The 25,123-nt window shown below is 43.9% G+C and carries 21 protein-coding genes; 5 read left to right on the top strand and 16 right to left on the bottom strand.

Annotated elements, in window-relative coordinates:
* Nucleotides 1-181 precede the first annotated feature (181 nt).
* Complete coding sequence (locus tag OIU26_RS07885; RefSeq protein WP_264216455.1) at nucleotides 182-2,212, top strand: methyl-accepting chemotaxis protein; 2,031 nt, start codon at nucleotides 182-184, stop codon at nucleotides 2,210-2,212.
* A 263-nt stretch (nucleotides 2,213-2,475) separates the two neighbouring features.
* On the opposite strand, the gene OIU26_RS07890 is transcribed toward OIU26_RS07885, so the two are convergent.
* Nucleotides 2,476-3,957, bottom strand: coding sequence for a carboxylesterase/lipase family protein (locus tag OIU26_RS07890; RefSeq protein ID WP_264216774.1), 1,482 nt, complete (start codon nucleotides 3,955-3,957; stop codon nucleotides 2,476-2,478).
* Nucleotides 3,958-4,109: 152 nt separating this feature from the next.
* Complete coding sequence (locus tag OIU26_RS07895; protein ID WP_013369906.1) at nucleotides 4,110-4,673, bottom strand: GbsR/MarR family transcriptional regulator; 564 nt, start codon at nucleotides 4,671-4,673, stop codon at nucleotides 4,110-4,112.
* A gap of 514 nt (nucleotides 4,674-5,187) precedes the next feature.
* On the opposite strand from OIU26_RS07895, the gene OIU26_RS07900 reads away from it, so the two are divergent.
* Nucleotides 5,188-6,411 (top strand): quaternary amine ABC transporter ATP-binding protein, encoded by a 1,224-nt coding sequence (locus tag OIU26_RS07900; RefSeq protein WP_014599546.1) that lies wholly within the window; start codon nucleotides 5,188-5,190, stop codon nucleotides 6,409-6,411.
* Nucleotides 6,386-8,977: a glycine betaine ABC transporter substrate-binding protein gene (locus OIU26_RS07905; RefSeq protein ID WP_264216456.1), complete on the top strand. Its 2,592-nt coding sequence runs from the start codon at nucleotides 6,386-6,388 to the stop codon at nucleotides 8,975-8,977. The genes OIU26_RS07900 and OIU26_RS07905 overlap by 26 nt, the downstream gene beginning before the upstream one ends.
* Before the next feature lie 84 nt (nucleotides 8,978-9,061).
* On the opposite strand, the gene OIU26_RS07910 is transcribed toward OIU26_RS07905, so the two are convergent.
* The 6 genes from OIU26_RS07910 to OIU26_RS07935 all read right to left on the bottom strand — a co-directional run bounded on the left by OIU26_RS07910 (nucleotide 9,062) and on the right by OIU26_RS07935 (nucleotide 15,782).
* The gene (locus OIU26_RS07910; protein ID WP_013369903.1) at nucleotides 9,062-10,285 is read right to left on the bottom strand and encodes an ABC transporter permease; all 1,224 of its coding nucleotides are present in this window, start codon (nucleotides 10,283-10,285) and stop codon (nucleotides 9,062-9,064) included.
* A 1-nt stretch (nucleotide 10,286) separates the two neighbouring features.
* Nucleotides 10,287-11,651, bottom strand: a complete 1,365-nt coding sequence (locus OIU26_RS07915; RefSeq protein ID WP_264216457.1) for an efflux RND transporter periplasmic adaptor subunit — start codon at nucleotides 11,649-11,651, stop codon at nucleotides 10,287-10,289.
* A 24-nt stretch (nucleotides 11,652-11,675) separates the two neighbouring features.
* Nucleotides 11,676-12,260 (bottom strand): TetR/AcrR family transcriptional regulator, encoded by a 585-nt coding sequence (locus OIU26_RS07920; RefSeq protein WP_264216458.1) that lies wholly within the window; start codon nucleotides 12,258-12,260, stop codon nucleotides 11,676-11,678.
* A 256-nt stretch (nucleotides 12,261-12,516) separates the two neighbouring features.
* A complete protein-coding gene (locus OIU26_RS07925; protein ID WP_264216459.1) occupies nucleotides 12,517-13,881 on the bottom strand; it encodes an ABC transporter substrate-binding protein in 1,365 nt (454 codons plus the stop codon).
* A gap of 117 nt (nucleotides 13,882-13,998) precedes the next feature.
* Nucleotides 13,999-14,820 (bottom strand): carbohydrate ABC transporter permease, encoded by an 822-nt coding sequence (locus OIU26_RS07930; protein WP_013369899.1) that lies wholly within the window; start codon nucleotides 14,818-14,820, stop codon nucleotides 13,999-14,001.
* Nucleotides 14,817-15,782, bottom strand: a complete 966-nt coding sequence (locus OIU26_RS07935; RefSeq protein ID WP_264216460.1) for a carbohydrate ABC transporter permease — start codon at nucleotides 15,780-15,782, stop codon at nucleotides 14,817-14,819. The genes OIU26_RS07930 and OIU26_RS07935 overlap by 4 nt, the downstream gene beginning before the upstream one ends.
* Nucleotides 15,783-15,975: 193 nt before the next feature.
* Between OIU26_RS07935 and OIU26_RS07940 the strand changes: the two genes are divergently transcribed.
* Complete coding sequence (locus OIU26_RS07940; protein WP_264216461.1) at nucleotides 15,976-16,296, top strand: hypothetical protein; 321 nt, start codon at nucleotides 15,976-15,978, stop codon at nucleotides 16,294-16,296.
* Nucleotides 16,297-16,412: 116 nt separating this feature from the next.
* Here OIU26_RS07940 and OIU26_RS07945 read toward each other — a convergent pair whose 3' ends face one another.
* Both OIU26_RS07945 and OIU26_RS07950 read right to left on the bottom strand, forming a co-directional pair.
* Nucleotides 16,413-16,787, bottom strand: coding sequence for a PH domain-containing protein (locus OIU26_RS07945; protein WP_264216462.1), 375 nt, complete (start codon nucleotides 16,785-16,787; stop codon nucleotides 16,413-16,415).
* A gap of 607 nt (nucleotides 16,788-17,394) precedes the next feature.
* Nucleotides 17,395-18,111 (bottom strand): hypothetical protein, encoded by a 717-nt coding sequence (locus tag OIU26_RS07950; protein ID WP_264216463.1) that lies wholly within the window; start codon nucleotides 18,109-18,111, stop codon nucleotides 17,395-17,397.
* Between the two features lie 838 nt (nucleotides 18,112-18,949).
* Here OIU26_RS07950 and OIU26_RS07955 point away from each other — a divergent pair.
* A complete protein-coding gene (locus tag OIU26_RS07955) occupies nucleotides 18,950-19,738 on the top strand; it encodes a polysaccharide deacetylase family protein (RefSeq protein ID WP_058710866.1) in 789 nt (262 codons plus the stop codon).
* Between the two features lie 166 nt (nucleotides 19,739-19,904).
* On the opposite strand, the gene OIU26_RS07960 is transcribed toward OIU26_RS07955, so the two are convergent.
* The 6 genes from OIU26_RS07960 to OIU26_RS07985 form a co-directional block, all read right to left on the bottom strand.
* Complete coding sequence (locus OIU26_RS07960) at nucleotides 19,905-21,233, bottom strand: prolyl oligopeptidase family serine peptidase (RefSeq protein WP_264216464.1); 1,329 nt, start codon at nucleotides 21,231-21,233, stop codon at nucleotides 19,905-19,907.
* Between the two features lie 100 nt (nucleotides 21,234-21,333).
* Nucleotides 21,334-22,215, bottom strand: a complete 882-nt coding sequence (locus OIU26_RS07965; RefSeq protein WP_264216465.1) for an AraC family transcriptional regulator — start codon at nucleotides 22,213-22,215, stop codon at nucleotides 21,334-21,336.
* A 262-nt stretch (nucleotides 22,216-22,477) separates the two neighbouring features.
* A complete protein-coding gene (locus tag OIU26_RS07970; RefSeq protein ID WP_264216466.1) occupies nucleotides 22,478-22,741 on the bottom strand; it encodes a LysE family transporter in 264 nt (87 codons plus the stop codon).
* 90 nt (nucleotides 22,742-22,831) lie between these two features.
* Nucleotides 22,832-22,960: a phage terminase small subunit-related protein gene (locus OIU26_RS07975; RefSeq protein ID WP_264216467.1), complete on the bottom strand. Its 129-nt coding sequence runs from the start codon at nucleotides 22,958-22,960 to the stop codon at nucleotides 22,832-22,834.
* Nucleotides 22,961-23,121: 161 nt separating this feature from the next.
* Nucleotides 23,122-23,865, bottom strand: a complete 744-nt coding sequence (locus tag OIU26_RS07980) for a collagen-like protein (RefSeq protein WP_436449034.1) — start codon at nucleotides 23,863-23,865, stop codon at nucleotides 23,122-23,124.
* A gap of 346 nt (nucleotides 23,866-24,211) precedes the next feature.
* A complete protein-coding gene (locus OIU26_RS07985; RefSeq protein WP_025677655.1) occupies nucleotides 24,212-24,835 on the bottom strand; it encodes a LysE family translocator in 624 nt (207 codons plus the stop codon).
* Between the last annotated feature and the right edge of the window lie 288 nt (nucleotides 24,836-25,123).

Below are 25,123 nucleotides of genomic sequence, written 5' to 3' on the forward strand. Positions count from 1 at the left end.
CTCCGATTTGGCTTTTTATGTATGCATATTCATACCGTGATTAGCCCTTAAGAACTATTTTTTAAAAAATGTACCTAAAACATGCCTTGATTCATCATTTTTTAAGATTACATCTATAAAATTAGTCGATTTCTGTCGAATAAAACAATGTAGTGACCATCAGACACAGAGGAGAAAAAACATGACTAAAGAAAAACAAACAGTTCCGTGGTGGAACAGGTTTCTCAAGCAGTTTTATTTAATGAGGACAAAATTAATCATTTCTTTTTTGGCTGTGTTATTGATTCCGAGCTTACTTATTGGATACTTTTCTTATCAGGGGGCTACGACACAGCTCAGTCAGCAAATGGCTAATTCGGTATACACGAATCTGTATCTGATCCAAAGCAATGTCAATCAGTATGTATCCCCGATCATGAAGGACGTGGACGTCCTTACCAGTGAAATCCAAGCTGATTCCATTGGTTCCGATCAAGAAGCCCTTCAGAAAAAATTGGATGACATCGTCAAAGCTCATCCTGAGTTAGATGCCGCGCTCCTTGGCAATGCGAAAGGAGAATATATCCGTTCTCCGCTAAAAAAGGAGGCTGATTATGATCCTAGGGAGAGAAAATGGTACAAAAATGCGATGCTACATAAGGGTAACATATTTGTCGGTGTTCCAGTTGCCAGCGTTACGACAGGGAACCTAGTAGTTAATGTATCGGCAACGCTGAAGAACGGTGAAGGGGCTGTTGCATTGGCTTTGAATCTGGACAAGATGGGGGACAGTCTGCAGTCTGTTAAGATAGGCGAACGCGGAGGACTCATCATTGTTGATTCTGATCATAAGGTTGTATCTGGAGCTGGAACAGCCTTTGACAAGACTGGCAAAAAACCGGCTGACACTATGGAGGGACTTCCCAAAGTGGCGGCAACCGGAGAAAATGATACTCCTTCCGTGTCGCAAATTAAATTTATGAATCGGGATGTGCTGGCCTTTACACTTAAGGACCCTCTCACTGGATGGAATATTGTTGCATTATCGGATCTGGAGGATTACAGTGATGCAGCCCAACCGATTCTGAGGCAAAGCCTGATTGTAATTGTTATTTCCATACTGGCCGCTGCGATCATCATAGTGCTGATGATCCGCTCATTCCTGATCCCTCTCAAGAAGCTGCAAGCAGGAACACGGATCGTCCGTGATGGAAATCTGACCGAACGTGTAAATCTGTCTAGGAAGGACGAGTTCGGCGAGCTGGCACAGAATTTTGACCAGATGACACATTCCTTGCATTCGATGGTCTCCGAGGTCAACCAAACGTCCTCCCGACTTGCATCCTCTTCCCTGATAATCAAGGAGAGCACAGAGCAAACGACGGAGTCCGTACAACATGTAGCGGAAACGGTTATGGAATCCGCGGAAAATGCAGCGACCAGCGCCGAAGCATCCGAGCAAACCGCCAATGCCGTTGAAGAAATGGCGAAGGGTGTCAGCACGATTGCTGAATCGGCTAGCTCTATCGTGGATTCAGCAGGAGAAACCGAGCAAGACGTAGCTCAAGGCAGTCAAATGATTAGCCATGTGCGGACACAGATGGACCGCATTCTGGAAGCTGTAAGCCAAACGGCTAGTCTGATGGATGAGCTATCCCAACTCTCGGACGATGCGAAGCAAATGAATGCGGCTATAGCTGCCATTGCCAAGCAAACTAATTTGTTGTCCCTGAACGCATCTATTGAAGCCTCCAGAGCAGGCGAAGCTGGGCGTGGATTTGCCGTAGTCGCTATAGAGGTACGCAAACTGTCGGAACAGTCCAAGGAAAGCGCTGATTCCATCAGTCAGATCATTACGCAGATGCTCGATTTGATTCAACGCTCTACCGCCACGATGAATGGCAATGTTCGTAATCAGGTGGGTGAAGGATTACGAATTAGCCAAGATGCAGAAGGTGCATTTACAAATATTGAACGCTCTACTTCTCATATCGTGGAACAAATTCAAAGTGTGTCCGCTGCTGCTGAACAAATCTCAGCAAGTACAGAGGAGGTTTCCGCCACTGTTACCCATTTGGCAAGCCTATCCCGCAATTCGGCGGACAGTTCGCAGACAACCTCCGCTGCCGCTCAAGAGCAGATGGCAGCCATGGAGGAAATCGCATCTTCCTCACAAGAGTTGTCCAACATGGCACAGGATCTGCAAGAGCTGGTTAAGCGATTTAAGATTTAACCTACACATTGCATCGTTGCAGTTTCATGCTAGTAAGATGGGCAGCAGTACATCTAATTACTAGAGGATTTTTCAAAAATCCAATAAGCGACTTCCAATGAACAAGATATAGATCGAAATGGTTTAGTTCGTCAATATCTTTACACTTTGGAGCGACTGGAATCGAATTTTCCAAAATCCTGACTAACAAAAGCCTTCGTCCGCATACAAAATACGGGCGAAGGCTTTTTCGTTGAATCCTTGAAACAATGTCTCGTATTTACCTATATGCTCATCTGCCCCGTTAGTTGGCGGCGTCTATCCCCTTCTGGATCATGTTCCACCATAATATTCTGATGAAAAATGGCTGTAGCTCGCTGTTGCTTGTCGTACATCGGCCATGCCGTCTCAGGCAGCATGGGCTTCCCTTCACGTGCAAAAGCAATCCATGCCTGCTGCATATCATGAGCAAGCTTCTGCATCGAAGGCTGAATCTCTAATCCCAGCTTGCCCAGCAGCTTCAGATTATCGAAAACAAAAGCAATTTCTGCACCGTGCACCGCTTGTTCAAAGGTAGGATGTCCCGGCAGGGTCCAATCAAAACGATACATCCATACCGATGCATACGCCGACTGTGCAGCGGCAAGAGCCAACGCGGGACGCCAAAAAATGAGATCGGTCAACATTTGCGCCTGTCCCTCAATGGTAACTGGAAAAGGTTCTATCAGGTCGCCAATGTCGGACATGCCTGTCATCATTTCCAATGCCTGACGTGCTGTTGGCTTATTCATTAGATGGGATTCTTTGCGAATGAAATAGTTCCCCTCATGCAAGTTCGTTCCAATCATAACAGATACCTGTTTGGCTGAGCCTTGGGCGATTGCAGACAGGGGTACATCCGGCAAGGTCACCCCGTCTACAACGGGTTGATAAATCATCGCCATCCCTGGTCCGATGACTTCATGTGTTTTTGCCATAGCGAGCATCAACGCATCTGTCGGCAACGTAAACAATCGCTCAGGATGCTGAGTGTCTACACCCAGTTGCTGTAAATACACAGCCGCCACTTGCTCGGCCTGTGCAGTTGGCAACACCTGCGATGCCCCGCTCTGCAAAATTGCACGCTGGAACAGCCCCTCAGCGGCTGGCATCGCCAATAAAGCGGCAATACTCATCGCGCCTGCCGATTCACCGAACACCGTTACTTCATCCGGGTTGCCGCCAAAGGCAGAAATATGATCCCTAACCCATTTCAGTGCAGCGATTTGATCCAACAGTCCGGCATTTGAGGTCAGCCCATTTCCCTTTGGAGTCAAATGCAAAAATCCTAACGGCCCTAACCGATAATTGACCGTAACTACAACAACACCGCCATTCTTCGCCATGCGTTCCCCATCATATAAAGGGATGATCCCAGACCCAGTGACAAAGGCACCACCATGAATCCACACCATCACCGGACGTCCCTTCTCAGGAGCCTTCGAAGCTGGTGTCCAAATGTTCAGGTACAAGCAATCCTCGGACTGCTCTGGCGGTTCCACCAGATTTCCAGTCATACTTTCAGCGGAGGGCATGGGTTGCGGACAGATGGGTCCGAAACTCGTCGCAGTCCGTACACCCTCCCAAGGCTCCAAAGGCTGTGGCCCATGAAAACGTAGTTTTCCAACAGGAGGCTGTGCATATGGAATACCTTTCCACACATGATATCCATTCCCTGTTTCTCCACGTAATTGACCTAGACGAGTATGTACTGTATTACTTTCCATCATGAACCCTCCTTTATCTCGTATGTTTAACATAACGGTATACTATCAATCTTTACATATCTCTATTATACCCTTTGTGCAGGACCAAACCAAAAAATACCGGAAGCGCTTTTGCGCTCCGGCATTTTGTAAACAGGATGGGCGGATCGTGATTAGTCCCGAACCTCTTCTTTCGGAATCAGCTTGTAAATTTCTTCGCTTTCCATTGAATCAATCAATCGGTCTAGCCACTTGTAATAAGCCACAGCCTGCTTCATTTTCATACGGTCTTGCTGGAGAATCGCCTTAAATTCCTCGTATTCTTCACCCTGCGCCATCAATTTGTCCAGTTCATCAATGGCTTTGCGCAGTACGAGTAAATTTGTTTCTACTGCTTTTCTCCACTTAATAGCGAAGAAGTCAGTAAATGTTTGATACCAATCATACTCGACTTCATACAAGTCCTTGCGTGAGCCCTTGCTCCATACCTTGTTCACCATTTTCAGATCCAACAACGTTCGAACTCCTGTACTCATGCTCGTTTTGCTCATTTCCATTTCACGGCCCATCTCATCCAGCGTCATCGGTTTATCCGCAAAAAAAAGCAAACCGTACAAATGCCCCGCGGACAGAGTGATCCCATATAGGTCCATGTTTTTACCTATAGCTTCTATGACACGTTTGCGAATTTTTTGCAGCGATGCCTGCTGCTCATCACCTAACTGGTACAAGCTCATGCTTGCAACCTCCTAATTTTAGAGCATTTTGCACAACCTAGTATGAACGACTTACCCGTAAAGGATTAGCTTTGACGCAATATATGAAATCTTTCAATACGGAATGAAATGTTTCAAAAGCAAAGCTTCTGTCTATATTACAACAGCATGATCGTTCAAAATCATAATTCGCAAAATTGCTAATGATAGTAAACTTTTAAAATTATGGATATACATAAATCTTTTTCTTATGGTCATATTTCATTGTCTATTTTAAAAAAAGCACTATCGGTTGTAAAGTTCCGAATGTTTGAGCATTCTAAAGAACGAAGGAGCATATCGAAGGAAAGTTTGTACAGTTTTTTCTGTACGTACTTTACGAACAGTTTTTTTGTTTGAAATGTAAGCAATGCTTCTGTTACAATTAATTTTGTCATTAACCGTTCAGGATGTACAGAATTATGATTTTTATACTCAATCCATCATGCAACATGGGGTTAATACCAAGCAAAGTATAGAAAGAAGAGGTGTATGTATGACGATTTTGGAAGTCAAAAATGTCAGCAAACTCTTTGGTCCTCACGCAGAGCAAGGTGTTCCGCTCCTGGAGCAAGGCTGGGGCAAGGAAAAGCTGGCCAAAGAAAAACAGATTACTGTTGGTGTTAATAAGGCCAACATGGAAATTAAGCAAGGTGAAATTTTCGTAATTATGGGGTTATCAGGTAGCGGCAAGTCCACTTTGGTGCGAATGCTAAATCGCTTGATTGAGCCTACCTCCGGTGAAATTCTGGTCCACGGCAAAGATCTCCGTAAGATGAACAAAGAACAACTCCGCGAAGTTCGTCGTAAAACCATCAGTATGGTTTTTCAAAAGTTCGCCCTGTTCCCACATCGGACTGTATTGGAAAATGTAGAATACGGTCTTGAAATTCAAAAGGTAGATAAAGCACAACGCCAGGAAAAGGCACAACAAGCGCTGGAACTGGTTGGTCTTAAAAACTGGGGCGATAAGATGCCCGATGAGTTAAGTGGCGGTATGCAGCAGCGTGTCGGTCTAGCACGGGCACTCGCGAATGACCCTGAAGTTCTCCTGATGGATGAAGCATTCAGCGCATTGGATCCTCTCATTCGTCGTGACATGCAAGATGAGCTGCTGGAGCTTCAAGATAAAATGAAGAAAACAATTGTCTTTATCACCCATGATCTGGATGAAGCGCTGCGGATTGGTGACCGGATTGCATTGATGCGGGACGGAGTGGTCGTGCAAATTGGTACACCGGAAGAAATTATGATCCAACCAGCTAACTCTTATGTAGCCCGCTTCGTCGAGGATGTGGATCTGTCCAAAGTATTGACGGCTGCTCATGTCATGCTTCGTCCAGAAACCATCACTATGGACCGCGGTCCGCGTGTAGCTCTGGAATTGATGCGAGAGCGTGGGATTTCCAATCTATTCGTCATTGATCGCACCAAAAAGCTACTGGGTGTTATTAATGCCGAGGATGCTGTTCATGCTCTGCGCAACAATCTGAAGATTGAAGATATTTTGATCACTGACGGACCGCAGGTTACTGCTGAAACTGTCATTAATGATCTGTTTGAAATTACAAGCTCGTCCAAGGTGCCACTGGCTGTCGTCGATGACAAGCAGAAATTGCTGGGCGTTATCGTCCGTGGAGCTTTACTGGGTGCACTAAGTGGAGATGTACCTACTACAAAGGAGGTGAATGCCCATGATACCGAAACTGCCAATCGCTGAGTGGATTCAATCCATTGTAGACTGGATGGGTATTCATCTGGCTGGATTGTTTAATGTTATTTCTTCGGTTATAGAAGCCGTAGTTGGCTTCTTCTCTGGCTTGTTTATGCTTCCGCACCCTCTGGTGTTCATCGTGATCATCGGAATTATTGCCTTTATGATTGGGCGGGTGCAGCTTACACTATTTACTGTCATCGGCTTCCTGCTGATTGATAATCTCGGCTATTGGAGCGAAACGATGAATACGCTCGGACTAGTCATCACGTCTGCGCTTGTATCCATTGTTATCGGGATTCCGATCGGAATCTGGTGTGCATATAGTAAATCAGCATCACGCATTATCACGCCTTTGCTTGATTTTATGCAGACGATGCCTGCGTTCGTGTACTTGCTCCCGGCGGTTACCTTTTTCAGCTTGGGTGTTGTACCAGGTGTTATCGCATCAGTTATCTTTGCGATCCCCCCAACCATTCGCATGACCAACTTGGGGATTATGCAAGTATCGGATGAGCTGGTTGAAGCCTCTGATGCATTTGGTTCAACATCGGCGCAAAAGCTGTTTAAAGTACAGCTGCCACTGGCATTGCCTACCTTAATGGCTGGTATTAATCAGACGATTATGCTGTCACTGTCCATGGTTGTTATTGCTTCCATGATCGGTGCGGAAGGCATCGGTGCAGTTGTGTATCGTGCTGTGACCCAGCTGCAAATTGGTAAAGGTTTTGAAGCCGGCTTGGCTGTGGTCGTTCTAGCTATTGTGCTTGACCGCTTTACACAAAACCTGTTTAAACCGACGAAAAAAAGCAAAAGCCGTGTATCCAGCAAGCAAAAAGTATGGATCACCTCAGCAGTTACAGCAGTTATTCTGATCGCTGGCGCATCTCAATATTTTATTGGAACTGATCATTCCGCTGCTGGTAAAGGTAATGCTGCCAATCCGATTGGCGCAGAAGTTGATTATAAAATTATTGGTATTGATGCCGGGGCAGGCATTATGAAGTCGACGGCTAAAGCAATTCAAGACTACAATTTGTCTGATTGGAAGCTAGTCGAGGGTTCTGGTGCGGCCATGACGGCCACACTGGACAAAGCCATCAAAGCGAAAAAACCGATCATTATTACCGGTTGGACTCCTCACTGGATGTTCAACAAGTATGATCTCAAATATTTGGAAGACCCTAAAAAGTCTTATGGTGAAGCTGAGGGTATTCATACGATTGCCCGCAAAGGTTTGCAGCAGGATGCTCCTACTGCTTATGAGTTTCTAAAACGTTTCAAATGGACAGCGGAAGATATGGGTGAAATGATGGTTGCTATCCAAGGCGGAACCAGTCCAGAGCAAGCTGCCAAGGATTGGGCAGAGAAACATGCCGACAAGGTTCAGGAATGGACTCAAGGACTGCAAACTGTCAATGGCGATACCTTTAAGCTAAGCTATGTAGCTTGGGATTCGGAAATTGCGAGTACGAATTTGCTGAAATATATAATGGAAAACAAATTGGGTTATAAAGTAACCGCACTGCAAGTTGAAGCAGGTCCTATGTGGACGGGTGTCGCTAGTGGTGATGTAGATGCCTCCCCGGCTGCATGGCTGCCGTTAACGCATGCGGATTACTGGACTAAATACAAAGACAAGCTCGACGACCTAGGTGCGAATATGACTGGTGTTAAAACCGGGTTGGTCGTTCCAGCTTACATGAATGTTAAATCAATTACTGAATTGCAGGGGAACGGAGCCGAAGCGGCTCCGGCTTCCGCCGCTACTGGGGACTTTGGCAAGGAGGTCGGCTACCGTATTGTCGGTACCGACCCTGGCGCCGGACTGATGAAGCTGACTGCTAAAGCTATCAGTGACTATGGATTGTCTGACTGGAAACTGCTTGAAAGCTCTGGAGCTGCTATGACCGCTACACTGGATAAAGCTATCAAAGCCAAGCAGCCTATCGTTGTAACTGGTTGGACTCCTCACTGGATGTTTAACAAGTATGATTTGAAATACTTAAAAGACCCTAAAAAAGCATATGGTGATAAAGAAGAAATTCATACAATCGCTCGTAAAGGGTTGAAACAGGATGCTCCTGTGGCTTATGAATTTCTAAGCCGTTTCAAGTGGACTGCTGAAGATATGGGTGAAGTGATGATCGCAATTCAAGATGGTACTCCCCCACAGCAGGCTGCCAAGAACTGGGCTGATAAGCATCCTGATAAGGTACAGGAATGGATCAAGGGCTTGCAGCCCGTCAACGGCGATCCCCTGAAGCTGAGCTACGCTGCTTGGGATTCTGAAATTGCCAGTACGAACGTATTGAAATATGTATTAGAACAAAAATTGGGCTATAAAGTAACAGCGCTGCAAGTGGAAATCGGTCCTATGTGGACAGGCGTGGCTGGCGGAAGTGTAGATGCTACTGCAGCCGCCTGGCTTCCATTGACGCATGCTGATTATTGGGCTCAATATAAGGATAAAGTAGATGACATCGGAACCAGCATGACTGGCGTTATGTCCGGACTTGTCGTTCCATCCTATGTACCGATTGATTCTATTGAGGATCTTAAAACGCAATAATACTTCTTCCACTTTTAAATCATACTAATAAATAAAAGGCAGATCAGGGTTACTCCTGATCTGCCTTTTTGATTAAAATTGCTCTCAGCCTTTAAGTGTAAATCCTTCTTGTACGGGCATATCGGCATGCTGCGCTGTCGTCTGATGCTGTCTAAAGAATAACGGATAGATCACGAAGGCCACCAGCAGACTCACACAACCAATGACGCCCAGAGCAATCAAATCCTTAAAGATGTAGGTGATATCCAGTCCCTTGAGAGTAATGTTCCGTACAGCGTCCAAATAATACGTTAATGGCAATATTTCAGCAAGCCCTCGCAAGAAGCCGGGCATTGCTTCCAATGGCCACGTATAGCCTGACAGCATAAAGGAAGGAACAGCAATGAGCATCAGGGTTTGTGTCGCGTCTACTCTGGTCTTGGAAAAGAGACTAAACAGGAAACCTAACCCACACAAAGCAAAGTTAAAGACCAACGATACCAAAATCAATGGCAGTACCTGTCCCCTAAACGGAATATCGAAGCATAGAGCGCTAATACTGAATACAGTCAGCACATTGAAAGCTCCCGCCGCATAATAGGGTGCCAGCTTGGCAATAGCCAAGCGCCACGGGGTATTTTTCCAAGCGCCAAACCTTCCCCAAGTCCCTGCTTCCTTATCCCGCGTGCAAGACAACGCAATACCTAGCAGCAAACACTGCTGGAGAGCCGCAGAAATAACCCCCAACGGCATGAAAAGCTTATAATCATATACCGGGTTAAATAGCACTCTGGATCGGAACGGGATGGTAGTCAGCGTCGAGGCGGCCTGATCAGCATTCATTCCCTTTTGCTTCATGGAATTGAGCGATACTCCGGCGCTCACGCTACTAATGACCTGATTGGCAATCCGACTGGCACTATTGGAATACATCATATTACTGCCGTCAATCAGCGTAAGCACAGGTGGATTTTCCCCATGCTTAAGCCGAGTGGTAAAGTTATCTGGAATGACAATTCCGACCTTAGCTTCCCCAGTCTCCACCTGGCGGACTACATCATCCTGATTGGTCACTTGCCGTGTAACGGCAAATGAATCAGTCGCATCGAACGCCTGAATAATCTGGCGACTAAGCTGTGAATTATCTCCGTCATATACTGTGACGGGCATCTCGGTAATCCGCTGATGCGAATACAGGAAGCCGAACAGTATCGTATACACAATTGGCGTAATCAACAGAATAGCCATAAAACGGCGGTCCCGGAAGATACTCAGCCATTCCTCGCGAAACACATCGCGGATACGAAGTCTTTCCTGTGAATCCTGCATATTACTGCGCCCCTTTGCCTGTAAACAGAACCGTGGAGCCTGTTGGAACCGAAGCCGCAAGATCCGGTAATGCTACCTTCACACCAAAGGAACGGACATCCTTATCACCAGAACTTTGGCTCGGTTTTTGAATGGCAAAGTCTGCAGCCGATTCTAACAGAATGACTTTACCCTTCAGCTCCTTGCCACCTGACAGTAATTTAATTTGAACTGTATCCCCTGCTTGAAGACCGTTCAGCGACGTTTCCGGTACATAGAATTTAGCCCAACGCTGTGTGGATGTTTCAATGGTATAAACCGGGAATCCTGCGCTAGCCATCTCACCCAAGCTAAGCGACTTGGATTTTATGATCCCATCCTCAGACGCACGCAGCGTAGTATAGCTCAAATAGGTCTGAGCCTCCTGAAGTGCAGCTTCCGCTTGGGCTACCTGTGCATTGGCACCTTCAACCGCAGATTGTGCCTGCTCTACCGTCGATTGCGCCGCCTTCACAGCGGATTGCGCTTGCTCTACTGAAGCCTGAGCAGCTTTGACATCTTCCTGTTGCACAGCAACTTTGCCTGCTCCTGCCTGTGCTTCCTTCACTGCAGCCAAGGCTTGACGGTATTGAGCTTCAGCTGCCGTAATTTCCTCCTTACGGCTTCCCTCCCGTGCCATATCCAATTTTTGCGACTCTGCATTATACTTGGCCACTGCCTGTTGATGTTCCAATGTCGCTTGATCCAACGAGGCCTGAGTTGCTGCACCGGCTTCTTGAAGCTTTTTGGCACGCTCCAGATTTTTAACGGTCAGGTCCAGCGTTTCCTTAGCTACCTTCACAGATGCTTGCAATTGCTCAAGTTCCTGTGGTCTTGCTCCGCTCTTGAGGGCATCCAGTTTCGCTTTGGCGGCGTTAGAAGCTGCTTTGGCCTGTTCAATCTGGCTGGAGGAAGCCTCAGCGGTCACACTGACCGCTGTCGTGCCTTGGCTCTTCTTGGCCTGAGCGGCGCTCACGGTAGCCTGCGCCTGACCTACTCCTGCTTGAGCCTGCAATACGCTGGCTTTCGCTTTGGTTACATTGCTCTTGGCTGCCAGCAATGCAGCCTGTGCTTGCTTCACCTTATCTTCCAGCTCACGGCTTTCCAAATGGGCTAGCACTTGCCCTTTTTTTACCTTGTCGCCCTCATTCACCAGCATCTGATCAATACGTCCTGCCATCTTAAAGCTGGCATTGAGCGTATCTGATTCTACATAAGCCGTCGGGATTGAAGAAGACTCATCTGCGGACAGGCTGCTGCTCCCTCGTGGGAAGGCAGTTAAAGCATAGATTCCTACAGCGATTAAAATAATGAGTACGATATAAATCGCATATTTTTTAGCTTTCATGTTCTCATCACTCCACTTGTCTATTTAATGTTGCATACCCAGCGCGTTACATACAAATACTTCGGTACTTTCGCGAACTTCCTGCAGATTCATCGTTTCGCCCCATACCATCGACCGCATCGGAGTAAAAATGTAAATGCCGAATAAACAATTTGCAGTCGTTTTTGCATCCAGCTTACTCGAAATTTTCCCATAGAACTTGCCGGAATCAATCTCTGCCTCCATAAAATCAAAATAGTCTGCCAGCACCTGCCTAATATTAAAATGCTGTTCCTGCGAGACCCATCCCTTACTGACCAGTAGACGGCAAAAATCCGGTTCTCTCCCAATGAACTCAATATGTACTTGGATCAGCTTGTGAACCCTCACTTCTACCTGATCCATAGGAATCTGAGCCATCGCTTCATGGATATCCTGGACAAAACGCTCCATTCCCATCTTCAAAATGTAAATGTACAATTCTTGCTTGTTTTTAAAATTGTAGTACAGGGTTCCTTTGGCTATGCCACATACCTTGGCAATTTCCTCCATATTTGTTTCATTAAAACCTCGTTCGGAAAAAGCCTTGAGTGCGCCGTTAAAAATAATTTCCTTCGTTTGCTGTTTCATGCTTCCTCCTTTTTTGAACTGACCGTCCAGTACAAAAATTATGTATTTATTATAAGCCCATTTTCAGTTATCCAGCAATAGGAAATGTGCAAAAACGGCCATTTTAGACACTTCGTCTAAACGACCATTCTAAAATGGAAATGCAAAAACGGATCGAATAAGTGAGGGGGTCACTCATTCGATCCGTTATTTCATAAAATCGGCTAATAAGGGGGCACATCCTATGGATTATCAGCCGATTTTAAGGGAGGGCCGACTATTTCTTCACTGTTTGATTGTATTGCGCAATTTTGCCTGTAATTTCTTGTGCAGCTTGGTCCAGCGCCTGTTTTGGCTGCTGCTGGCCACTCAGAACAGCTTCGATCGCACCTTCGACGATTTGACGCGCTTCTGGGAATACGCCCATCACTGCGCCTTGTGTAGCAGTGGATTGTGCCGATGCATGCAATTGGTCAACGGCTGTCTGAAATTGCGGATATTTTACCATGTTATCTTTGAGTACCTTCTCGTCATAAGCTGCTTTCGTAATCGGGAAGTACCCTGTGTTCACACTCCATTGTGCCTGTACTGCTGGGGAAGCGACGAATTTAATGAACTCCCATGCTGCCTTTTGCTGGGCTTCAGGCTTGTTGTTCATGATGTATAAGCTCGCGCCACCTACAACCACGCCGCCTTCTTTTGCTTCATTGGCTCTTGGCAGGAATCCTGTGCCTACTTCGAATTTATCGCTAACCTGCTCCACAATATTACGCAGCGAAGCGGTGGAATCCAGCGTCATCGCAATTTGTCCTGCAGAAAAAGCTTTTGCCGTATCGTCGGAGTTACGTCCTAAATTGGATACGACCTTTTCATCAATCATTTTCTTCCACCATGTCAGTGTTTTTACACCGGCATCCGAATTCAGCAAGGATTCTGTAGCTGCTTGCTCGCGTCCATTGCCATTATTCACATAGTCCGCGTTCTGATTGGCAAACAGTTGCTCCATAAACCAGCCGTAGATGGCAATGGATGCACCAGATTTACCATCCTTGCTCAAGGCTTTGGCAGCTTTCTCGAATTCATCATACGTTTTCGGAGGATTAGCTGGGTCAAGTCCTGCGGCTTTGAAAGCATCCTTGTTGTAATATAAAATCGGATTTGACGTATTGAACGGCATGGCGTTCAATTTACCATCAATCGTGTAGTATCGTGTAATATTCGGTTCAAGCTGCGACAAATCGAACTTATCTGCATCAATAAATTGTTGTACAGGCGTGATCATTTTAGAGTCGATCATGAATTTACTGCCGATTTCGTATACTTGAATGATGTCCGGTCCGCTATTAGAACCAAGCGACGCTTTCAGCTTGTTCAAGCTGTCATCATATTTACCTTGATATACTGGCTCTACCTGAATGTCCTTATGACTAGCGTTAAAGTCAGCAGCGATCTGCTTGATCGCTTTTTCACCGTTGCCGGACATTGAATGCCACCAAGTCAGTTTTATAGGTGAAGCCGCTGCAGCCCCATCATTACCATTACTCGGCTTCTCCGCCGCTGTATTGTTGCTACAACCTGCTGCAACGACCATAGCAGTCAGAATAAGCAGGGTCAAAGCACTTTTCAAACGAAAAAATCTCATAATCTCTCTTCTCTCCCTTTGATTAAATGATTCTTGAATGAAATGTTCGTACTCTTGTGCGTTAAAACTTTGTATATAGGCTGCTTGCGCAGGTGTTGCTGTCTTTTGCATCTATGATTAGCCTTTAAGCGCACCCGCTGCCATTCCACGCACCAGCTGTTTGAGTCCAAAGATCAGCAGGAGCAGAGACGGTAAAATGACAAGTGCCGTACCCGCAAACACCAGATTCCATGAAGTCGATTCCTGAAACTCCAGCATGGATATGCCGATCTGTACGGTACGCATATTCTCGCTATTCGTGACTAGTAAAGGCCAGAGATATGAATTGTACATGTTCAGGAACGAATACACAGCCAGTGTTCCGAGCGCAGGACGCGATAATGGAAGCACATGAAACAGGAAATATCGGATATGTCCGCACCCATCCATACGAGCAGCCTCGAACAATTCCTTGGGAAGCTGGAGGAAAAATTGTCTTAACAGGAATGTTCCAAATGCCGTCGCCAGAAAAGGAACCGTCAACCCTTGATACGTATCAAGCCAGTTCCAGCTTCGTACCGTCAGATAGTTAGGAATAATGGTAACTTCCCAAGGGATCATCATTGTCGCGACAAACATGCTAAAAATGAAGTTTTTTCCCTTGAATTCCATTTTGGCAAAGGCATAGGCCGCCAGGCTGGCTGTAATCAGTTGTCCGATCATCGTCAGACCCGAAATGAGAAAGGTGTTGCCGATAAAGGCTGCAATCGGAACGATTTCGAACACTTCAGTGAAATTGGCCATATGAAAGGAATGCGGGAAAAAGCTTGGTGGGTAAGCGCTCGCTTCCTCGGGTGACATGACCGCCATAAAAAATGTATAAATCACCGGATACAAAATCAGAGCGGCTGCAATCGTAAGCAGTACATACAGTAATGTTGAATTCAGGTGTTGTTTCATTGGTAATGCACCTTTCTTTCCACCCATTTAAACTGAATCATCGTAAGCACCAAAATGACGGCGAACAAGACAATCGCCTGCGCACTCCCTGTTCCGAACCGGAAATTAACGAAAGCTTCCTGATAAATGGAATATACAAATACATTTGTACTGTTCACCGGACCGCCTTTGGTCAAGATATTAATTTGGGCAAAAGACTGGAAGGCACCAATGATAGAAACTACAGTCACAAAAAAGATCGTCGGTGATAGCAGCGGCATAGAGATACGCCAGAACGTGACCAACGGTCCGGCTCCGTCCATTTTGGCACTTTCGTACATGTCATCGGGAATCCCTTGAAGTCCGCTCGATAAGATAATGTAATTGAAGCCAAGATTCATCCAGATGGTCATTATGGCTACGGAGAACAGCGCCCAATCCGGGCTAGTCAACCACGGAACTGGATTGATATGTAACAGGGAAAGCACATAGTTGAACATTCCCAGTGTGGGATGAAAAAGAAATTTCCAAATGACCGCAGATGAACCCACCGACAACACCATCGGTAGCGAGAAGGCAAATTGGAAGATACGCATCCCACGTAACTTACTGTGTGTAAGGGCAGCGAGTACCAGCGCCAGTAAAATACCCACAGGTACCGTCAATACCGCAAAAAGCAGCGTGACCTTAATCCCCTGTAGAAACTGACCTGAGCTGAAAAGCATAGCAAAGTTATCGAACCCCACATAATCTGCAACATTTCCTGCGGGATCTGTAGAATGTAAGCTGAGATAAACGGACTTTATCATCGGATAAAACATAAATACAGCAAACAAAATAAGCGATGGAGCCAAAAAGGTATACGCCAGCGCGTTTTCGCGCAGTCTTTGAATTTTTAGCGAACCCGTGCGTATGCGAGCTTTAGACGATGTCCGTTGCTGGCTCTTCGTCCCCAGTCCCAAAGATTTGTTAAGTTCACCCAAAACGGAACGCCCCTTTCTTTTAAACCAACCTCAGTAAGTGTATCGTTTTGATGTAAAGGGAACATCAAGTGGACTGGAGTAAAATGTTAATGTTTTTACTCTTTGTAAAACCAATCCTCATTGGGTACTCGCACAAGGGCACAGGCTCCTGCATACGATATATCATTATTATGAGTATGGAGGTCAGAGGCGAATGCCGTACAACACCGTCAGTCCGCAAACTTTATATCAAGCTAGACCGGAATTCCAACAAGAACTTAAAAAAGTCCGCGATCATTTACATTATCAATTGAGTCCCTACATGAATCACACGGTCAGGGTACAAACGATGGATCATCATGTGTATGAAGGAACGATTGTGCACATGGATGCGGATCATTTGTATCTGAGAGTCCCTCAGCAGTATCACTCACCCTCCTCAGGCATTCCGGCCCCTGATCGTTCCTATGCCTACAACAATGTCATTCTGCCGCTGGTGCTATTTAATTTGTTGGTTATAGTCCTGTTGAGCTAGCGTTTAATCCATGCAATCTGTCTAACTAAAAGACAAAAAACCTCCAAATCCGTAAGGAGCCTACCCTTGGCACATTACGAAGTTGGAGGTTTTAGTTATTTGTATCCTTATAATCATTAGTTCTCACAGGAGATGCCTGCTTCCTGCTCTAGTACAGCTACAAAACGCTCTATACGATCTTCATTCGGCAGGTGGCAGAACACCTCATTTACACCCTGATTGATCAACAGGATGCTCCCTTTAGTACCTGACAAATCCTTTTCCAGCTTAGCCTGCGAAATATGGTGATAATTAATGAACTTGACCCAAGGAATACCCAAAGTGCAGGAATAAAAGATGATTCGTTGGGACGTTACGGCCAGCATTCCACAAAGCGGTATCTTCTCAGAGCTTTGCTGCAAATCATACGTACACCTAATACAGGATCGGATGTGTTCGCCAGCTTCTAACGTCAGACTAATGGCTCGCAGCTCTTTTTCATCTGTTTTCATCCCGTCTCATCTCCTGTTCGAAGCTCAGGAACGAGTCGCAACTCCATGACTTCAAATCAGCTTTTGCGGCTTGTCCCGTTTGACCTCTTCCATTTTTCGTCAGATTAAGAACTGGACAATGACCGATCTTCACTGCACATTAAAACCAAGGATGGATATGTACAACTTAACATGGGCACAGGATGTTATCAACAAGCAAGCTAGCACTGTTATTGAGCAAAATTCGGCGATGTGTGTCTTTTATATGCTAGCTTTTACCTCACAAACTATACTAATAGCAGGCCATATTAGCCTCATGCCTACAAGGATGATACAATGAAGGGACATTGTATGGAAGGTTTAATCTATCTCAGGATAATTTCCCCACTCCTTACATGACGGATTGGAGAGAGCAAAAACAAGCTCTGTCTAAATCAATCAGTGCCAAGCCTACATCGTATAAGATCAAGTACAAAACTAATCTCTTGCTCCTCTGGATGCTTCCTATATTAAACTCGCTTGTCATTTCATAAAAAGGCTTCCCGAGTTTATTTAACTTGGAGGAAGCCTTTTTATCTATCTCGCTTGTAAATGAAATATTTAAGGAAAACACTAACAAATTATTAAGTTAATATGTTTGTAATTGTGAGCTAGCTGAACTGTTGTGAACATATAGGAATAATTTGTATGTAGAGCTAAAATAGCCATTTATTTTAACCCAAGTAAATGTCAAGGTTGCACGAGCGGGTCTTGAATCAGTCTGTTTAGGTTGGTCGACTACCAAGTTTTCTCCACTTGAGTATCCCCCAATTATATCAATATAAGGATCATAAGCGTCAGATATATAGCTATATCCACCTTGAACTAATGTATAATCAGCAAAAAATCTCGCTTTAACAAAAGAAGTTTCTTCTCTCACTGTTGCATTTGTAAATGTTCTATAACCAGTTCCTCCTGAGGCATATCCCCCTGAAACATCATTTGGAGTTATAACATGTTCTTCCTTTATTTTCGCGTTTGTAAGATCTATTGTTGATTGAATTACGGAGCCATCAGGAAACGTAGTTTTTTGAATTTTCAAACCATCTGATGATTCTACTTCACTTGTAATACCAGTACCCTTTTTTTCTGGATTATCAGAATCAGGGAGTTCTCCTGCCTTAATCTTCTCTATTAGGCTTTGTTGCACTTTTTCAGAAAGGCCCAAATCATTTAAATGACTAGATAACTTATCAAGATCTTGATTTGAAAATGTAACTGAGGAAACCTCACTTGCAAAACTAGCGGGTGCCACTGAAAGTAAAAGAGAGGCGGACAATATTGCAGACGCTACAACTTTTTTCATGTTCTTCCTCCTATAATATGGTATGATACTATCGAAGATTAACATATTATAGATTTATATGTAAAATATTATTAAAATTTGGAGGATAATTTATGTTTGACAATTTATTTCTTCATGAAATGTCTATATTTTTATTCTTAGGAAGTGAATTATTGCTCTTCATTTTTGCTCTTATTTTTATTATTTGCACTTTAAAAAAAAACAAAGTAATGCATCAATTGGATGAGATTTTGGCAGAAACAACCCACCTAATAAAATCGAAATAAGGAGAGGATTCTGATAGGGACCTGGACTATATCTGTAACCATAATCTACTGGTTCTGTTTTATTCATATTTTTATATGTTCATGTGCGCTGATCTACCTCTTTAAAATAAGAAAAACAAATAAATTATTTCAAAGAAAAATAGAGCTGCTCAGTAAGCATTTAGAAATATTAAGAGAAGAGCTTAAAAAAAAATATTAATTTGCAAGACGAGGTACTAATATTAGATGCTATTCAGCTACCTCGAAAAGTTAACTTAGCTATCTTGAGGGATGTGTAATCTTTTTTAAACAAAATCGCCAACAAGACCTCTCATAAGTTCAATTAACTCATGAGAGGTCTTGATATACTTCAGAGGGAGAGCAGAAGTTTCCTTGTTACATTATGCTACACTCTTGGACTTAGTCTCATTAATTACCGTATTTAACCTTATGACCTGTTCTAGGGCTTATATCCTCCAGTACCACACTTCTCTTCATCAGGTCTAATATGCTAATTTTCAGAAATGAGGAATGGTATACGCTTCTTCTTGGCAAGCTAATGTGAGAATACGTCAGAACGGAGAAGAAGCCTGATGAAATATAACCGTTTGCTATGCGCTGGAATCGCTGTTTCTTTGGTGTGTATCAGTTCTTGCCCCACTCCATATACGAATGCACAAAACACATCATATGCCTCCCCCGCTCCTACAAAGGGAAGAGCCTATTACGAAGAACGGGGCGACATTGTATGGGAAGTTCCTACCCATCGTAAGCTTATCGCTCTCACATTCGATGACGGACCGGACGAAAGCAATACGCCTGCCATTCTCGATTTACTTCAAAAATATGATGCGAAAGCGACCTTTTTTGTCGTTGGCAGTCGTGTAGAAAAGCTGCCACACCTTGTAAAACGGGAACGAGAGGAAGGACATGAAGTTGGCAACCATACCTTCCTTCATTCATCCTTTCAATATATCTCCCGCAACAAAGCTCTGTCCGAATTGGACCAAGGTCAGACGAGCATCGTTCAGGCAACTGGTGCGGGGACCCATCTATTTAGACCACCAGGCGGCTCCTATAACGATTCACTCGTCAAGCTATCCAAGGAGAAGGGGCTAAAAATTATTTTATGGTCTTGGCATCAGGATACCCTAGATTGGCGAAAGCCTGGTGTACACCGTATCGCAGATAAGGTGCTTCGCAACGCCCGTAACGGCGACATTGTCCTCATGCACGATTATGTACATCAAAGTACACAAACCGTTGAAGCCTTGAAGATTATTCTCCCTGAGCTCAAGAAAAGAGGTTATTCCTTCGTCACTGTATCTGAATTACTCTCTAATCGAGAAAAGCCGGATGGGCTGATTGAGGTGAATAAGTGAAAGAGCAAGGAAAGTGGGCTCGCCGTTGACTATGCAAAAAGATATGCAGGAACGAAATGGGAATTAGGTAATACAAGAGACCTCTCACAAGTTTATTTAACTCGTGAGAGGATAAATCCCAACCTCAATAGTGAGCACCACATCTTATTTTACATAGCTATACTTTTCAGTTCAATGTTTTGGAGGCAAGCCATTGCATCATTGTTGTTTTCTTTCCGTTAATCAGCTTTGATACTTCATTGTTATACACGTAAATCCAGGACCAGTGACCATTATATTCATACGGTGTTTTGTCGCTCTTTTTGTACAAACCAGAAGTATCCACTACATTATCAAACAACGACATATGGACATCCTTTGCTCCGGCATTCACTAAACGGTTGTAGGTCGGAATCATATAATCGTTGGGTGGAACCACAGTATCGGTTTTGGCAGCCACAAACCAGATCGGCAGATCCTTCAAATCGTTAATTTGTTCGTCAGTGATTAGGCTATCCTTCAAGGCTTCACACGCCACCACAGCTGCTGCAAAATAGTCTTTATAATCACGGATCAGCAACATAGTCATATATCCGCCGTTGGAGTCTCCACCAATGTAGATTCGATCTGTATCAATGTCTTTGTTTTTGGCCACGTATTCCTTAATTAAGGACATCAATGCTTGCTCATACTTCGAGGTTCCGTCTCCAAAGCCTGTAAAACCATCCATCCAGTAAGTTGGAGTCTGAGGTGCCAGCACATAAGCCCCGCCAAAATACGATTGAATATCCTTAGAAGCAAAATTCGCTGCTTTATTACCCGAAATCGGAATCGTCGGATCTGTACCTCCCTCTCCCATACCGTGCAGCCAAATCACCAAAGGGTTTTTCACCTTGTCTTTTGCCGGTGCATAGCTCGCGTAGGTTAAAGTAACCCCATCAGAAGTAGCTTTACCAGTGGTAAATTGATCAACAAGCTTCCGAATTTCACCTGAGGAGGTTTCAATTTTCAAGCCGGAAATCGATCCTGATTGGGTTTTAATAGCCTTTTGTTGCGTGATCGTGTACTGGTTCTCATTCCATCCGTTAAACCCGGAACCTGTATCATAATGAATAGCAGAGCCCAATGTTAAGGCCGGGCCGATTTCCATTTCCAGCACAACGTAGCTTCCCGTTTTCTTTACAGGGTTGCCGTTTTTGTCCGATACATAGGCCTTGGTGACCTTCCGGTTGCCTTTCTCAACAAAGGAATTTACCAACCTATTGTCGCTTCTTTCCACATATACCTTAAATGTATCCTTGGTTATCGCATCTTTGGGTACCGGCTTACCCAGATTAACAATGATCTTCGTAATGGTTGCTCCCCAATCCTTCACCTCCGCAACCGTCCGGTATGAAGTAGGCTGCATCTTGGCATCCTTGGCAGCCCATGCACCGTTGCTGAATACAAGGGTTGTACTGACAGCTAAAGTGAATAACATAGTTGTTTTAGCAACCTTTTTAAACTGTTTAAACATGATGTCTTACCTCCCAGATCCATTGATAAAACGCTTACATTATTAATTTTAATGATTTTTTTATTTTCATCCTGCCTTTTATTAGCCTAATTCAGGTCAATTACTGACTCCTTGCTTCAGAACGCCTCTTGTGCTTTTTACGATATTGATGCGGTGTCGCTTGATAAACCTTTTTAAATACCCTGGCAAAAGACTTCTCGTTTGGAAATCCGTGTTCCAGCGCAATTTGTATAATAGAATGGTCCGTATTCATAAGAACACGGAAAGATTTCTCCAGACGGATGGCATTGATATATTGAAATAGCGTCATACCTACATGCTTTACAAAAAAACGGGACAAATATTCGGGAGACAATCCAAAAACCTGAGCTATGGAATCCAGGGATAGACTCTGATCGTAATTTTCTTTGATATAATCGGTTATCAACGTCAGTCGCTCCAAATATTTATGAGTGTTAATGCCTGGGATCGATTTGTTGTCAATTTTAAAATGCATTAATAAAAGGTACACCAGTTTATAAGATAGCGACGTTAGATGGATATGTACTAAAGGGTCATTGTGCTGGTTGAGGTAAGCTACAAATAATGTGTTTAACAGATCACGCAGCTCCTTAAAATGCTGTAATCTCTGCTCATTGGTTTCGAAAATGGATATACAATCGAATGAAATGGGATTACTGTCCTTAGTATTTTCTCGAATAAATCCAGAAGGAATCAAAACGGTTATAGCCTCTCTACCTTTGCCCTTAGCCACAGAAAAGGAATGAATAGCATTCGAATTAATGAGCACGATATCTCCTTCTTTGGAGCTATAATTCATGCCATCTATATAGATATTGTCGATTCTTCCTGAGAGTACATAAGATATTTCGATGCTATCGTGCCAATGCCTAGGTATGTATGCTGGTTCATTGGAGGAATGAACTATAATTTTTAATGGAAAATGATTGTCTGCCTGGACCAGCTCATATTTGTATTCCAAGTTTGTCGCTCCTCTCAGATGTGAACATAATACCTCCCTGTCTCCATAAACAAAAAAACCTAAGGAACAAAATGTTAAGATCCTTGGATCTTAACATTTTGTTCCTTAGGTTTTGCCTGCGTAACAGTAACAATCCTAGTGCTATTCATTCTCATTTAACTAAGCTAAGTATATAGAGGGTTGAAATTCATGTCAACGCTTTCATGCAAGGCGTTCAACCTCCCAACAAAAAAGAACGAGCTTCTATAGCCCGTCCCTTTATTTATGATCCTGTTTTTTGAACTTTGAAGATCATATTTAAACCAAATCCAATCAGCACGAGTCCCGTGGCCCTATCGATAATATTCTGAACTTTGGGTGACATTAACCTTTTTCTTATGTAATTTAACAATAATACGATTGTAGTAAACCATAAAATCGAAAGCAGAGCGTAAAGAGAACCCATCAGTAAAAACTGCAAACTGGGATTATAACCTGGTATTGCACCCGCATATTTGACCACTTCAAATGCTACGGCTGACTTCATTAATATGAAAGAAAGCCATCAGCCATATTTCAATACCTAACATTCATCCTTTTGAAGCTAGTGTGCAATTCGGTCACTGTTGTATCCGACTCAAAAGGATGCTCCCAATAAAACTGGCGCGGATGCCATGGTAATGTTCTTCCATTTGCGGACCCGACTTTCAGGAACAGAAAGAGCAGCGGTGATATCCTTAAATCGCATCGTCCTGCTGCTCTCCAACTACATGTGTCTGACTTTGTCCCGTTCAGGACTTCTCTCTCTAGACATTCTGCATTTCACTACCTCTATAGCTTAGGTCTCTGAATAATTAGACAAACTGACTGGATAAAAGACATAAACCTTAAGCCATTTGCTGAATAAGCTACTACTAAGTAACAATATTAAGGCGTCAACTTTAATATTGTCATAGTTGTATTAATATTATTGTGCAACTGAGCAGGAGTTGCGTTGGCATTTACCAATTGTATTGTAGTTGGAACTGTTGTAACGGTTACAATAACTTCAGCTGCGGTAGGCCCCCCACCATTACCTGAGAAAGGTAAAGGTGTTATAGGAGTTCCGTTAACAGTGAGATTGAAGTCAGCATCACCTTGGTTATGAATAGAAAATGAGATGAAGTAGCTCCCCGTTTCGTTAATTGTTATCGTTGGGGATGGAGGAGTGAAAGTAAATGCACCTCCAACATTCGCTAAAACCCCAGTAAAGGTAATTGGTGTGTTACCCGGAACTGTGTCAGTCCCCGTGCCAGGATCTGCTCGGAAAACACTTAAGAAATCTGATATCCCGAAGCCAGCAGGCCCTGCTGGTCCTGCTGGCCCCGTTGCTCCCGCTGGTCCTGCTGGTCCTATTGCTCCTGCCGGTCCTGCTGGTCCTACTGCTCCTGCCGGTCCCGTTACTCCTACTGGCCCTGCAGGACCGGGAATTCCTTGAAAACCTTGTAGCCCTTGCTGGCCTTGAGCACCTGGAACTCCCTGTGGACCTGGCAGTCCTTGGGGTCCCTGCGGTCCTTGAGGTCCTCTAATCCCTTTAACAATGACCTTCGGCAAAACTTTGACCTTTTTAACTGCACATCTTCTAAATTTTCTCCGATGCATTCTCTTTTGCCAACAATAATGTCGAAACATAATTTATGGTCACCTCCAAAGTCTAGTCAAATTAGCTTATTGTGCAATTAACCAAAAAGATTGGGCTGTTGACTTCATCTAGGAAAAGATAGGCATAGGCCTGTCCGTATGCTCCAACTCGTTGACCATGATCTTGTACCGTTGGTGACCGTCCACTATGTTCCCAGTGCGTTCGTTCCAAATGATAGGGTCGATGTAACCCAACCACACAATGGACTGCTTTAGCTTCTCTTATTCAACATCGCCCGGCTAAAGGTCAACCCGTGGGTTGTACGCTTTTTCAACAAAAAAAGAACTAGCTCAACAGCTAGTCCTTAATGATTGGTTTGAAAAATACTACCTTCTATTATTTTTGGGTAAATGCGATTTTTAATCCGATAAGTGTAAATAACGAGCCTTGAATATAATTGATTTTTTTAGAAAAGGATGGATTTCTCCGTAGAAAGGAGCCTACTTTTCCAGCAAAAATACTTATCAAAATAAAAAGCACTAAAGTTTGCATTAAAAATACTACTCCAAGAACTAGCATTTGAGTAGAAACATTACCACTTCCTTGGTTTACGAACTGAGGGAGAAAAGCCAAGAAAAAAAGTGATATTTTGGGATTCAATACATTCATGATAACACCTTTTTTATACAATGATTTGTAATTTAAGGTATCTCCACTCTTAAGTTCAAAACTCGTATCTTTTGCTCTAAATGACTTATACGCCAAAAATAATAGATAAGCTGCTCCAGCGTATTTGATTACTGCAAACGCCAAGGAAGATTGATAAATTATTGCCGCGAGGCCGAAGGTTGCTGCAAAAATATGAACCAACAATCCCGTGCAAAGGCCTAAAGTAGTAAATATCCCTGCATTCCTACCTTTTGCTATGCTCTGTGTCAGTGTGAACACGTTGTCGGGGCCCGGCATAATGGTGAGAACAATTGCTGCTCCCAAAAAAGCTAATATAGATTGAAGCTCCACAAAACTTCCCCCTTTGGATAATTTGAATATATACTACACCACAATAAAGGGATCTGACAATTGAGTTGATCGTAAAAGGACGCGCCCATTGTTGTATTCTCTGGATTCGGGTTGGAGTCATTACAATACATACATATTCGTGTTGTTAGGCTTTTGTGTATGTATAGAAACTATTAGAACAAATGATAGAACGTAAACTGCCGAATTACATAAACTCTGCTGTAAGCTGCTTGAGCACTCATGGTGTAGCAAAGGTATAAAAAAGGGCTCCCTCTCGGGAGCCCTTTA

The sequence above is a fragment of the Paenibacillus sp. BT-177 genome, from assembly GCF_025846815.2.
In the GTDB taxonomy this organism is placed as follows: domain Bacteria; phylum Bacillota; class Bacilli; order Paenibacillales; family Paenibacillaceae; genus Paenibacillus; species Paenibacillus polymyxa_C.